Origin of the sequence: Sphingomonas parapaucimobilis NBRC 15100, assembly GCF_000787715.1 — a bacterium.
GTDB lineage: Bacteria > Pseudomonadota > Alphaproteobacteria > Sphingomonadales > Sphingomonadaceae > Sphingomonas > Sphingomonas parapaucimobilis.
On sequence record NZ_BBPI01000012.1, the window covers coordinates 19,146 to 31,766 of the forward strand.

A 12,621-nucleotide genomic window follows, 5' to 3' on the forward strand; every position below is an offset into this window, starting at 1 on the left:
CGCGCAGGCGGCGACGTGGCGAGCAGAACGGCTTCGACCGTAAAATCCGCCACTTGCCTCCCCCCGCCCGCTCGGCCAGTCTGGTATGATGATCCTCCCGCTCCTGCTCGCCGCCGCCGCGACGCCCGCCGCCGCTCCCTCCCCCGCCCGGCTGAAGGCCGATGTCGAAGCGCTGGTCGGCTTCGGCACGCGCCATACTGCCTCCACGACCACTGATCCCAAACGCGGCATCGGCGCGGCGCGCGACTGGGCGGCCAGGCAGTTCGAGACGATCGGCCAGGGCTGCAACGGCTGCATCACCGTGGAGCGGATCAACCGCCGCTTCACCGGCCCGCGCGCCCCGAACGGCGTGATGGTCGAGGACGTGCTGGGCATCCAGCGGGGGCGCGACCCGAACCGCGTGGTGATCGTCGGTGCGCATATCGACAGCCGCGTGACGGATGTGATGGATGCGACGTCGGACGCGCCGGGGGCCAATGACGATGCCTCGGGCGTGGCGCTGGTGCTGGAGGCCGCGCGCCAATTGTCGAAGCAGCAATTCGATGCGACCATCGTCTATGCCGTCTTCTCGGGCGAGGAACAGGGTCTGTGGGGCTCGACCCTGCTGGCCGACACCGCCAAGGCCCGCAACTGGCGGGTCTCGGCGATGCTCAACAACGATATCGTCGGCAACACGGTCGGCCAGGGCGGCGTGCGCGAGGCACGCTGGGTCCGCGTCTTTTCCGAGGGCATCCGCGCCTCCGAGGACCTGCCGCAACAGATCCAGCGGCGGGGCAATGGCGGCGAGGATGACGGACCCAGCCGCGCGCTGGCCAAGGCGATCGACGGCGTCGCCGACAAGCTCGGAGGCCTCGACGTGTTCCTCGACCGGCGGCCCGACCGTTTCGGCCGCGGCGGCGATCATGAGCCGTTCCTGAAGCTCGGCTATCCGGCCGTCCGTTTCTCCGTCGCCAATGAGGATTGGGACGCGCAGCACCAAGATTTGCGCAAGGAAGGAACGGTCGCGTACGGCGACACCATCGACAAGATGGATTTTCCCTATCTGGCGAAGGTGACGGCGATCAACATCGCCACGCTGGGCCGTCTGGCCGCCGCCCCGGCCGCCCCCGACAAGGTGACGATCAGCGGCGCGCTATCCCGCGACACGCAGGTCGAATGGGCGCCGGTGCCGGGCGCGGTCCGTTACCGCATTCATTGGCGGCGCAACGACGTCGCCGGATGGACCGACGCACGCGACGTGACCGAGACGAAGACGGTGCTGACCCAGGTGCCGGTCGACGACCATTTCATCGGCGTCTCGGCGATCGCGGCGGACGGCGCGGAGAGCCTCGTCACCTTTGGCGGCCGCTGAGCGTCACCTTTGACGGCCGCTGAGCGGCGATCGATTGGACCATGGAAAGGATGCCGCCCCGCGGGAGAGTCGGAGCGGCATCCCGGTTTCCAACCCGGCGTCTCTCGGGCTGAAATCCCCCCCTGGGGGAAGGCGTCAGCGACGGACCAGCTTGCTGCGAACGCGCGCGCGGCGCGGGGCAGGACGCACCACTTCGGTCGTGGTGGTGGTCGTCGTGGTAATGACAGGAGCGCCCTGTACCACAATTGTGGTAGTCGTGGGAGCCGGATAATAATAGCCGTCCGCATAATAACCCGCTTGCGGCGAAGGCCGCATACCTGTCGTGCCCACCGTGGTCGTGGTGGTGACGGTCGTGCCGTCCTGCGTCACCACGCGCCGTCCCATGGCAGGCGGCGGCGGGGGCGGAGCATATGGGTCCCGATAGCTGTAATCGTCATAGCCCGGCTCCATACGCCGCCCGCGATCCTCGGCCCGGTCGATGGCATAGCCCGCCACCGCCCCGACACCCGCGCCGATCAGCGTACCGCCCAGGCGGTTTCCGCGCCCGGCGACCAGATTGCCCGCCACGCCGCCTGCCACCGCACCGATCGCGGCACCCCCCAGCCCGTCATCGCGCCGAATGGGCGGCGGCGGGGGCGCATAGGGCGCGTCTGCATAATCGGGCGTGCCGTCCCAGTTCACGCCGTACACACTGTCATAGACCGACCCACGCTGGTCGATCAGGACGGCATCGTCATAATAGCGCGACCAGCGATACCCGACCGGCGGCTGCGGCAGGGTATAGACCGCCCAGTCATCCACCCCGAAGCGCCGGTCGGTCCAATAGGATGGCACCGTCATGCCACGCACCGGACGGCGATAGGCAGGCCATCCGCCGGGCGCGTTCGCACCGCCCCACCAGCGTCCACCGACCCGGCTGCCCCAGCGGTTCGCGCGCGCAGGCGGCACACCGACCGAGGTCGTACGGACGACCGGGGCTTGTGCGCGCGAGGGTTCGGGATCGAATCCGGGACGGGGATAGCTGGCCCCGGCCTGCGCCATGGCGGGTACGCTGGCGACCATGGCAAGGGTCAGGACGATCAGGCGCGACGAACTTCGCATGGCAAACTTATTCCCCTGTTCTATGCGACGACGTCCCCCTCAACGCCGAAGCCGAAACAAGGTTTGATACCAGTGCCCTGCCTGTATCGATAGCAGTGCCACCCGTCCCGAAACGGGTCAGCCCGCCATGGCGGCGAGACGCGGCGCGAGCAGCGTCATCAGCGCCTCGCAGCCCGCCTGATCCTCTTCGTCGAACCGGCCCGGTTCGGGGCTGTCCAGGTCGAGCACGCCGATGACCGTGCCGTCCAGAAGCACCGGCACGACCAGTTCCGAGCGGCTGGCGGCATCGCAGGCGATGTGGCCGGGAAAGGCATGGACATCGGCCACACGCTGCGTCCGCGCCTCCGCGACGGCGGTGCCACACACGCCCTTGCCGACCGGGATGCGGATACAGGCCGCCTTGCCCTGAAACGGCCCGAGCACCAGCTCGCCACCGACCATGCGATAGAATCCCGCCCAGTTGAGATCGGGCAGATACTGCCAGATCAGCGAGGCGGCATTGGCCATGTTGGCGACCGCATCCCCCTCCCCGGCGGTGAGCGCGTCGAGCGCGGCGTGGAGATCGCGGTAAAGCTCTGCCTTCGATCCGGCGGCGATGTCGAACTGGTACATGATCCGGGATGTAGGACGACGGGCGGCATCCGTCATCCCCGGGCGATCACTTTCGACTTGGCGTGAGGACGAACAGTGATCTCCCCTCCCCTTCAGGGGAGGGGCCGGGGGGTGAGGCGCTTCAACAGGCGCTACGCCTGAGGCGAGGCCCCACCCCAAACCCCTCCCCTTCAGGGGAGGGGCCATACCCGATCAGAGTGCCAGATCGGGATGCCGGTTGGGGCTGATCCGCGTGGCTTCGGGACGCGGTGCTTCGGTGGTCGCGGGTGCGCTGACCGGCGGCGGGGCGAGCGCCAATTGCAGGGTCTCCGCGGTCGCGGCCCATTCATGCGCCAGCAGATCGCGATCCTCGTTCAGCGCGGTGCCATAGCTCGGCACGATCTCGCGGATCTTGGCCTGCCAGGCCGGGGTGGCGAGGCGATCGGGGAAGACCTTCTTGATGAGGTTCAGCATGATCGAGGGCGCGGTCGAGGCCCCCGGCGACGCCCCCAGCAGCGCGGCGATCGAGCCGTCCTTGGATGCCACGATCTCGGTGCCCAGCTTCAGCACGCCGCCCTTCTTGGGATCGCGCTTGATGATCTGCACCCGCTGTCCGGCCTGCCAAAGCCGCCAGTCGCCGTCCTTGGCGTTCGGGAAATATTCCCGCAGCGCGTTCATCCGGTCGTCCTGGCTCATCATCAGCTGCCCGGCCAGATATTCGACCAGCGAGAACTCGTCCCAGCCCACCGCCAGCATCGGGCGGAAATTGTCCAGCGTCACCGACTTGGGGAGGTCGAAATAGGAGCCTTCCTTCAGAAACTTGGTCGAGAAGGTCGCAAACGGGCCGAACAACAGCACCTGCTTGCCGTTCAGGTAACGGGTGTCGAGATGCGGCACCGACATGGGCGGCGATCCGGTCGAGGCCTTGCCGTAAACCTTGGCCATGTGCCGCTTGGCGATGGCGGGGTTATCGGCGACCAGAAACGATCCGCCGACCGGGAAGCCCGCATAATCGTCGCCCTCGGGGATGCCCGACTTTTGCAGGATGGGCAGCGCGCCGCCACCCGCCCCCGCAAAGACGAAGCGGGCGGTGATGATGCGCTTTTCGTCGGTCTTGCGATCGCGCGCGGTCACGCGCCACGTGCCGTCGGCGTTGCGTTCGAGCGAGCGGACCTCGTGGCCGGTGGTCAGCGTCACCCCCGGCTGCCCCTGGAGCGAACGGATATACTGACGGGTCACCTCACCCCATTCGCAATCCGTGCCCAGCACCGAGCGGGTCGCGGCGATCTTCTGCCCGGCCTTGCGCCCCTCGATCATCAGCGGCACCCACTGGGCGATCTGGCGCGGATCGGTGGTGAATTCCATGCCCGAGAAGAGCGGGCTGGCGAGCAGCGCGGCATGACGCTTTTGCAGGAAGGCGACATTCTCGTCGCCCCAGACCAGGTTCATGTGCGGGGTCGAGTTGATGAAGCTGCGCGGGTTCTTCAGCACGCCGGTGCGCAGCTGGTGGCTGAGGAACTGGCGCGTGACCTGGAACTGCTCGTTGATCTCGATCGCCTTTTTGATCTCGACCTTGCCGTCCGCCTCGTTGACCGGCGTGTAGTTCAGCTCGCACAGCGCCGAGTGGCCGGTGCCCGCATTGTTCCAGCCGTTGGAGCTTTCCTCGGCAACCTTGTCCAGCCGTTCGACCAGCTCGATCGTCCAGTTCGGCTCCAGTTCGCGCAGGAGGACGCCCAGCGTCGCGCTCATGATGCCGCCGCCGATCAGCAGCACGTCGACCTTATGCTCTGAACCCGCCGCGTCCGCCGCGAAGGGCGCGACCGCCGCCGTCGTCGCGGCCAGCGCGGAGCCCATCATCGCACGCCGGGAAATCCCGCTTTGGGCGGCTGCTTCGGAAGCGCGCGCTGGGCTGCGCTGGTTTCGATCGTCACTCTGCATGTTCGACGCCTTCTCGATGGGGGGCATCCGTGCTGTCGGCAACCGATGGTCGCGACGAACCGCATGGCCCCGATGTCCAAAATCGGGCGCAGCCCTTCCGCCAGACGCGATCGTGCGGGCGGAAAAGCGGCCACAACCGGCCTTCCGATCCTCATCCCAATGTTCGCTTTCGTGTGCCTGTCATCCGCATAGCCGAGTCTGTTCGACTGTCCATGTCGGCAAAATCCGCCGTTCGGCTGGTTTGTCGGTGCAAATGGCAAACCGATTACTACCCGTCCAGGCATGATTATCAATAATGCGTCTTAATATATTAAGGACCATCGAAGTTGTGCTGATTCCCGCCCACCCCTTTGAGCGGTTGTTCGGCAAACCGCTCAAAAAGCCTTGAGCGGCCCGCTTGCGTGGCACGTCATATTGTCCTACAAATCTGAATAGAAAAAATTCAGGAGAGGGCGTGCCCGCCGTGCCATCAGACGTGACGCCCGCCTATATCGCGATCGATTGGGGTACGACCAACCGACGCTGCTATGTCATCGCCGCCGATGGCACGATGCTGGACACGGTGCGCGACGATCGCGGCGTACTGGCGATGAGGGCGGAGGATTATCCGGCTGAAATCGCCGCGATCCGCATGCGCTTCGGCGAGTTGCCGGTCATCGCGGCGGGCATGGTCGGCTCGACGCGCGGCTGGCGCGAGGCGGCCTATGTCCCTGCCCCCGCCGATCTCGCCAGCCTGGCCCGGGCCGCGACGCGGATCGAAGACGCAGACGTCACCATCGTCCCCGGCGTCTCGCTGCTGACCGAAACCCGTGCCGACGTCATGCGCGGCGAGGAGGTGCAGGTGCTCGGCGCGGTGGCAGCGGGCCTCGCCCCCGCCGACGCATTGTTCGCGCAGCCCGGTACGCACAACAAATGGGTGTATGTCGCCGATGGCCGGATCGCCGACTTCGCCACCACCATGACCGGAGAGCTGTTCGCCCTGGTCAAGGGACATGGCATCCTTGCGGGCATGCTCGACGGCCCGGTCGCGGACGGTCCCGCCTTTCGCGACGGCCTGGCGCGAGGCAGCGGCGCGTGCGACCTGACGGCGGCGCTGTTCGGCGTACGTGCCTCGGTGCTGCTCGGCCGGATCGCGGCAGAGGACGCGGCGGCCTATGCCAGCGGGCTCCTGATCGGCAGCGACATCGGCGCGGTGCCCGATATCGAGGGCGGCACCGTCCATCTGTTGTCGAGCGGGCTGCTCGCCGACCTCTACACCATCGGAATCCAGCAACGCGGCGGCACCGTCGTCGCACTCGACAGCCATGCCGGTTTCCTCGCCGGTCTCCACGCCATTCGGGAGCATTTGTCATGACCGACCCCGCCCAAAGCTTTTCCAAGGCCTTCGCCGCCTGCCCGCTGGTCGCCATCCTGCGCGGCCTGACGCCCGACGAGGCGATCCCCGTCGCCGCCGCGCTGGTCGAGGCGGGCTTCACCCTGATCGAGGTGCCGCTCAACTCGCCCCAGCCTTATGACAGCATCGCCGCCATCTCGGCGCATGTCGGGGACAAGGCGATCGTCGGCGCAGGCACCGTGCTGACCACCGAACAGGTCGACCGAGTGAAGGCGGCGGGCGGTACGCTGATCGTCTCGCCCAACACCGATACGCAAGTCATCGCGCATAGCGTCGCGCAGGGCCTGATCTCGCTACCCGGCTATTTCACCCCGTCCGAAGCGTTCGCCGCCTTGAAGGCCGGGGCGCACGGCCTGAAGCTGTTCCCGGCCGAAGGCGCCTCGCCCACCTTCCTCAAGGCGCAGCGCGCCGTCCTGCCGCGCGACGTCGCGGTGCTGGCGGTCGGCGGCATCACCCCCGACAACATGGCCGAATGGCGCGCGCACGGCGCGGACGGGTTCGGCCTGGGCTCCAACCTTTATCGCGCGGGCAAGCCGGCGGCGGATGTCGCCGTGTCGGCGCGCGCCTATGTCGAAAAGGCACGCTGATACCGATGACCGACACGATCCGTCTCGCGCTGGTCGGCATGGGCAAGATCGCCCATGACCAGCATGTCCCCGCCATCGCCGGCAACCCGGCCTTCGAGCTGGTCGCCACCGTCAGCCGCTCGCCGGGCGGCGTCGAGGGCGTGCCGCATTTCCACGACATCGACGCACTGGCCAAGAGCGATGTGAAGGTCGATGCGGTGGCGCTGTGCACCCCGCCGCAGGTCCGCCACGCCATCGCCGCCGCCGCGCTGGCGAACAACTGGCACGTCTTCCTCGAAAAGCCGCCGGGCGCAACGCTGGCCGAAGTGGCCGTGCTGGAGGAACTGGCGGCCAAGGCCAACGTGACCCTGTTCGCCAGCTGGCACTCGCGCTACGCGCTGGGCGTCGAGCCTGCGCGCGAATGGCTGTCGACCCGCAAGGTCACGTCGGCCGCGATCACCTGGCGCGAGGATGTGCGCCAATGGCATCCGGGCCAGGCCTGGATCTGGGAAGCGGGCGGCTTCGGCGTGTTCGATCCGGGCATCAACGCGCTGTCGATCGCGACGCACATCATGCCGCAGCCTTTCTTCATCGAACGCGCGACGCTGGACTTCCCCGCCAATCGCGATGCGCCGATCGCCGCCGATGTGGCATTCCGCACGACCGAGGGCACGCCGGTGACGCTCGACCTCGACTGGCGGCAGGAAGGCCATCAGAGCTGGGACATCGTCGTCGAGACGACTGACGGCACGCTGAAGCTGGCCGAGGGCGGCGCGGTGCTGACCCTGCCCGACGGCTCGACTCCGCATGAGCAGGAAGGGCTGCACGGCGAATATCCGGGCCTGTACGCACGCTTCGCCGCGCTGGTGCAGGGCGGCCGTTCGGATGTCGACATCGCACCGCTGCGCCACGTCGCGGACGCCTTCATGCGCGGCAAGCGGCGTGAGGTGGAAGACTTCGTGGAGTAAGGGCCGCTCACCTTGGGCGAAGTCGGAAAACCATTCCCGTGGCCTTCGACTTCGCTCAGGCTGAACGGATGTTGAGAAGTTGCACAAAACTCCGTTCGCACTGAGCGAAGTCGACGTGCACGCCCCATCCAAGCCAAAAAACAAGGCCGGTTGTCCAGCAGGACGACCGGCCTTTTCAGTTCGAGGATTGGCGGGATGCCGAAGCACCCCGCCGGGGGAGGGATCAGAAGTTGATCGTGGTCCCGATCGCGATGTTGCGACCCAGCGAATCGTAACGCTGCGGGATGGTGTTCGTGCGTGCCAGGCTGATATTGTAGGAATCCGGCACGATCGGCGCGGCCCGGTCGAGCAGGTTGTTCGCGATCAGGCGCAGCGAGAACTGCTTGGCGATCGCGAAATTGAGCGCCAGGTCGAAATAGTTCTGCGGAGCGACACGGTAATAGTCGGTCAGCGCCCGCGCCGCGGTGCCGCCGATCGCCGGATCGCCCGAGTTGTTGGCGTTGGTCAGCGAACCGACATAACGCCAGTTAAACGACGCGCTGAACTTCTTGTCTTCGGTGGTGTAGGTGGTGCGCAGGCCATGGCTCCACTTCGGGATCAGCTGGCCGCAACCATTGCCGTAATAGCCCGCGCAGTTGCGGTTCGGCTGGAGCGGGGAGTCCTGACCACCGGCATTGGTGGTCAGCGAGCCGTTGAAGCCGAAGTCCAGGCGACCGATCGATTCCAGGTTCAGCGCATATTGCGCCTGGAAGTCCCAGCCTTGCGCGACCGAGGTGTAATAGTTGGTCGTGCCCTGGCGGATATAGCCGCCGTTGAACAGCTGGCCGGTGGTCGGGTTGCGGACAATGCCCTGACAGAAGAACTGGTCGCCGCCCGAACGCAGACAGCCATCGGTGTAATAGCTGTAGTCGTTATAGCCGAGCGAGTTGTCGATCTTGATCCGGTAACGGTCGACCGAGAAGACCAGCCCACGCACGAAGCGCGGCTTCAGGACCAGGCCATAGGTCTGGGTATAGGCGGTTTCGGGGTCGGCGGTGAAGCCACCCGAACGTACCGAGCAAGCGGCGCTGCCATTGGGCGCGGTGCCGTTGCTGCACAACAGGCTCTGGCTGTTGTACAGCGCGTCCGACAAGCCGGTCGCGCGGCAAACCTCACGCGATGCGATCGGCGCGCCATAGGTGACGCCGTTCGGGCCGGGGATCGGCGTGGGCGCGCAGAAGTCGGTGAAGGTGCCCGAACCGCCATTCGCGAACGCAATGTTGGTCGCCTGGCGGATCTCGACCACGGTCGGCGCGCGCTGCGCCTTGTTGAACGAGGCGCGGAAGGTGATGTCGCTCACCGGCGCGTACACACCCTCGATCTTCCAGGTGTTGAACGACTTCGGGTTGCTGCTGTACTTCGATACGCGATAGCCGCCATTGACCTGCACCAGCTCGGCGAATGGCTTGTGCTGGATCAGCGGGGCCTGGACCTCGATATTGGCTTCGATCACGTCCTGACTAAGATCGGTGTCGGTCCCGCCGACCGCGTTCAGATAGGCGGTGTCGGCGCGCGACTTCAGCGTGTCCTTGCGATATTCGGTGCCCAGCGCGATCGCCAGACCCTGCTCCGCGAAGGGCGAAGTGATGCCATAGCTGGTCAAGTCGCCCGTGACGTTCGCCTGCACGTCGTACAGCGTGCCGATCGTCTGGTTGGTGCCGTTGCCGAACAGATAGTTAATCAGGGCTGGGTTGGTATTGCCCGCGCTGAAGATGTCGAAAGGCACGCAACCGGCTGCACCATTGGCGCAGGTCGGGTTGGCCTGCGTACCGCCGACATTGACCGCGTTCTGCAAATTGCCGGGGATGCGGATGCTGGGGATATAGTCCTGATGGTTGCGGGCATAGACGCCGCCGACGTCATAGGTCCACGCATCGCCCACCTTGCCGCGAACGCCGCCGGTCAGGCGCAGGCCGGTGTTGATGAAGGTGTCGGGACGATCGTTATTCTCACCCAGGCGATAGGCCAGAGTGACGGGCACGCTGCCCACGCCGGTGCCGCAGCCGATCGTGGTCGCCTGCGAGCCCGACAGATAGGGATTATTGCAGTTGACGTTGACGGTGCCGCTCGCGATCGTCGGATAGTCGGTATACGACTTGTCGCGGAACCAGATGCCCGAGGCATAGAGCTCAGCTTCCGGCGCGAGGTCGAGCGTGACGAAGCCGCCCGCATTCACCCGCTCGGACGGCCGCTGATAGGCATAGCCGCTGAAATAGTTGGACGCGTTGCCGGGGCCTGCGGCGAACGGTACGAAGGTGCGCGAGCCGTCGGGATTGTTGACCAGCTGCGCGCCCTTGTTCGGGCCGGCGCCGGGGGTGATCAGGCCACTGGTCGAGCTGCTGGGCGTCAGGCCGCAAGACAGCGGGCCGTTCAGTGTCAGCTGGGTCAGGTAGCAGCCCGCGTTCGAGCGCGAGGTGAGCGCGATCTCGTTGGTCTGGCGATAGTTGACGAAGCCGCTGACATGCAGCTTGTCGTCGAGCAGCTTGGTGCCCGCCGTCAGGGTCAGGTCGGCCCGGCCGCCATCGTTGGTCAGGCCGCGCGGGCTGCCGAAGCCCGCCGCGCGCGCCAGCGGCGAGACGATCGTGTCCTTGTTGTTGTGATTGAAGAAATTGTAATTGGCGTCGAGCTGAACGCCCTCGAAATCCTTGCGCAGGACGAAGTTGACGACGCCCGCGACCGCGTCCGAACCGTAAACCGACGACGCGCCGCCGGTCAGCACGTCGACGCGCTGGAGCAGCGAGGTCGGGATGATGCCGACGTCCTGGCCGTTCTGGGTGCCCAGGCGCTTGCCATCGATCAGGACCAGCGTCCGCTCGAAGCCCAGGCTGCGCAGCTTGATCCGCTGGCGACCGTCGGAGTCGTTATAGGTCTGCTGGCTGTCGGGCGCGACCTGCGGCAGGCGGTTCAGCACGTCCTCGACATTGACCGCGGCCTGCGCCTGGATGTCCTGGCGCGTGACCGAGGTGATCGGCGCGGCGGAGGCGAGGTTGGGACGGGTGATGCGGGTACCGGTAACGACCACGTCGCCGCTGCTGGCGGCCTGCGGCGTGCCCGAGATCGCGGCGGACCGGGTCGCGGCCGCGTCGGCGCTGATCGTTCCAGGATTTGGGTTGGAGGCCTGATCGGCCGCGGTCTGGGCGCTGGTGGCGCCGACCTGCTGCGCGATGGCGGGCGCGGCGAACAGCATCGATGCGGCGGATAGCGCCAGCCACGATGCGGAATGCTGGATCTTCATACGTCTCCCCTGGGCCCAAGGCTGAGTCTGATTGTCGGGCGCCGGGAAGGAAAACAGATTTTTTACCCCATTTGGTCAATACCTAAACCATACCTATCTAGCCCGGACGCCACCTTTGCCCCAAACATGTAACCAAAAAGACACAATCCGCAATGTTTTCAATATCCTGAATTACATGCCATGATCGGTTCACCGACACTGCTTCGCCGTGAGGATAGCCCCTTCCTTATCTAATTTCTGAATCACACGATAAAATTGGTGTCACATAGGTTCGTCAATCGGACTTGCCGCCGGGCACGAGTAACCGCACAATCAGACGAGCATGAATGGCGAAGCGGAGCGGGCATGATCGAGGGTCGACGGGGTTTTCTGGGCGGGGTTGTCTCGCTTGCGGGCATTGGCGCGGGCTTGGCGGCGCCAATGCGTGCGCTGGCCAGGGCGACGGCCGCCCCAGGGGCGATGATCGTCTCCACCTGGGACTTCGGCGCGCCCGCCAATGACGCCGCCTTCGCCAAGGGGCGCAGCGGCGGATCGCTATTGGATATGGTCGAAGCGGGGGTGATGGTGCCGGAGGCCGATCCGAACAACCATTCAGTCGGCTATAGTGGTTATCCCGATCGCGACGGCCATGTGACGCTGGATGCGGTCATCATGGACGATGCGGGCGGCGTCGGCGCGGTCGCCGCGCTGGAGGATACCGTCCACGCCATCTCCGTCGCGCGCGCGGTGATGGAGCATACCCCCCATACTTTCCTGGTCGGCGAGGGCGCGACGCGCTTCGCCCGCGACCGGGGCTTTCCGCGCGTCAACCTGCTCACCCCGGAGGCGGAAAAGGCGTGGCGTGACTGGTTGAAGACGCAAAACTACAGGCCGGTCGCCAATAGCGAGACCGGCACCTATGGCGCAGGGCGGCCCGGAACGCCGGGCGGTGCGCTGGACCATGACACGATCGGGATGCTGGCGCGCGATGCCGGCGGCCGGATGGCGGGCGCCTGCACCACCTCGGGCATGGCGTTCAAGATGCGCGGGCGCGTCGGGGACTCGCCGCAGGTCGGCTCGGGCCTCTATGTCGAGCGCGGCGTGGGCGGTGCGACCTCCACCGGGCTGGGCGAGGAAGTCACCCGCACCGTCGGGACCGCGCGCGTCGTCGCCTCGATGCGACACGGGATGAGCCCGCAGGCGGCATGCGAGGAAGCCGCCCGCCATATCGCATCCTTGCGCGGCGATGCGATCAAGGGCGTGCAGGTCGGCTTCCTGGCGATGGATATACGCGGGCGGATCGGGGCCTTCTGCCTGTTGCCGGGCTTTACCTATGCGGTGACGGATGCGACCGGAAAGACGCGGGTTGAGAAGGCGCCGTCGCTGTTCGAGGCGTGAACGATCCTCCCCGGTGCGGGGAGGGGGACCGCTCGCAGAGCGGTGGAGGGGGATCGCCCCAC

At 66.5% G+C, this 12,621-nt stretch carries 9 protein-coding genes; 5 read left to right on the top strand and 4 right to left on the bottom strand.

Annotated features, from left to right (window positions below; genetic code table 11):
* The first annotated feature begins 85 nt into the window (after nt 1-85).
* Entirely contained in the window at nt 86-1,351 is a 1,266-nt protein-coding gene (locus tag SP5_RS02485; protein ID WP_042483615.1) for a M20/M25/M40 family metallo-hydrolase, read from the top strand.
* 135 nt (nt 1,352-1,486) lie between these two features.
* Here SP5_RS02485 and SP5_RS02490 read toward each other — a convergent pair whose 3' ends face one another.
* The 3 genes from SP5_RS02490 to mqo all read right to left on the bottom strand — a co-directional run bounded on the left by SP5_RS02490 (nt 1,487) and on the right by mqo (nt 4,900).
* Entirely contained in the window at nt 1,487-2,452 is a 966-nt protein-coding gene (locus SP5_RS02490; protein ID WP_052811375.1) for an RcnB family protein, read from the bottom strand.
* Nucleotides 2,453-2,569: 117 nt separating this feature from the next.
* A complete protein-coding gene (locus tag SP5_RS02495; protein WP_042483616.1) occupies nt 2,570-3,064 on the bottom strand; it encodes a free L-methionine (R)-S-oxide reductase MsrC in 495 nt (164 codons plus the stop codon).
* 192 nt (nt 3,065-3,256) lie between these two features.
* Complete coding sequence (gene mqo, locus SP5_RS02500) at nt 3,257-4,900, bottom strand: malate dehydrogenase (quinone) (protein WP_245613375.1); 1,644 nt, start codon at nt 4,898-4,900, stop codon at nt 3,257-3,259.
* Between the two features lie 544 nt (nt 4,901-5,444).
* On the opposite strand from mqo, the gene SP5_RS02505 reads away from it, so the two are divergent.
* Genes SP5_RS02505 through SP5_RS02515 form a run of 3 tightly spaced genes read left to right on the top strand, consistent with a single transcriptional unit; the run spans nt 5,445 to nt 7,908 of the window.
* Nucleotides 5,445-6,335, top strand: coding sequence for a 2-dehydro-3-deoxygalactonokinase (locus tag SP5_RS02505; RefSeq protein WP_042483634.1), 891 nt, complete (start codon nt 5,445-5,447; stop codon nt 6,333-6,335).
* Nucleotides 6,332-6,961: a 2-dehydro-3-deoxy-6-phosphogalactonate aldolase gene (locus SP5_RS02510; RefSeq protein WP_042483617.1), complete on the top strand. Its 630-nt coding sequence runs from the start codon at nt 6,332-6,334 to the stop codon at nt 6,959-6,961. The genes SP5_RS02505 and SP5_RS02510 overlap by 4 nt, the downstream gene beginning before the upstream one ends.
* A 5-nt stretch (nt 6,962-6,966) precedes the next feature.
* On the top strand, nt 6,967-7,908 hold the full coding sequence (locus tag SP5_RS02515; protein ID WP_042483619.1) for a Gfo/Idh/MocA family protein: 942 nt from the start codon (nt 6,967-6,969) through the stop codon (nt 7,906-7,908).
* 223 nt (nt 7,909-8,131) lie between these two features.
* On the opposite strand, the gene SP5_RS02520 is transcribed toward SP5_RS02515, so the two are convergent.
* The gene (locus tag SP5_RS02520) at nt 8,132-11,182 is read right to left on the bottom strand and encodes a TonB-dependent receptor domain-containing protein (protein WP_052811377.1); all 3,051 of its coding nucleotides are present in this window, start codon (nt 11,180-11,182) and stop codon (nt 8,132-8,134) included.
* 345 nt (nt 11,183-11,527) lie between these two features.
* On the opposite strand from SP5_RS02520, the gene SP5_RS02525 reads away from it, so the two are divergent.
* Nucleotides 11,528-12,559 carry a glycosylasparaginase gene (locus tag SP5_RS02525; protein WP_042483621.1) on the top strand — a complete coding sequence of 344 codons (1,032 nt, stop codon included), beginning with the start codon at nt 11,528-11,530 and terminating at the stop codon, nt 12,557-12,559.
* The last annotated feature ends 62 nt before the right edge of the window (nt 12,560-12,621 follow it).

Bases quoted from the DNA above. Each gene is read 5' to 3' on its own strand.
- SP5_RS02485 (WP_042483615.1), top strand. From the start codon at position 86: ATGATGATCCTCCCGCTCCTGCTCGCCGCCGCCGCGACGCCCGCCGCC.
- SP5_RS02490 (WP_052811375.1), bottom strand. From the start codon at position 2,452: ATGCGAAGTTCGTCGCGCCTGATCGTCCTGACCCTTGCCATGGTCGCC.
- SP5_RS02495 (WP_042483616.1), bottom strand. From the start codon at position 3,064: ATGTACCAGTTCGACATCGCCGCCGGATCGAAGGCAGAGCTTTACCGC.
- mqo (WP_245613375.1), bottom strand. From the start codon at position 4,900: ATGATGGGCTCCGCGCTGGCCGCGACGACGGCGGCGGTCGCGCCCTTC.
- SP5_RS02510 (WP_042483617.1), top strand. From the start codon at position 6,332: ATGACCGACCCCGCCCAAAGCTTTTCCAAGGCCTTCGCCGCCTGCCCG.
- SP5_RS02515 (WP_042483619.1), top strand. From the start codon at position 6,967: ATGACCGACACGATCCGTCTCGCGCTGGTCGGCATGGGCAAGATCGCC.
- SP5_RS02520 (WP_052811377.1), bottom strand. From the start codon at position 11,182: ATGAAGATCCAGCATTCCGCATCGTGGCTGGCGCTATCCGCCGCATCG.
- SP5_RS02525 (WP_042483621.1), top strand. From the start codon at position 11,528: ATGATCGAGGGTCGACGGGGTTTTCTGGGCGGGGTTGTCTCGCTTGCG.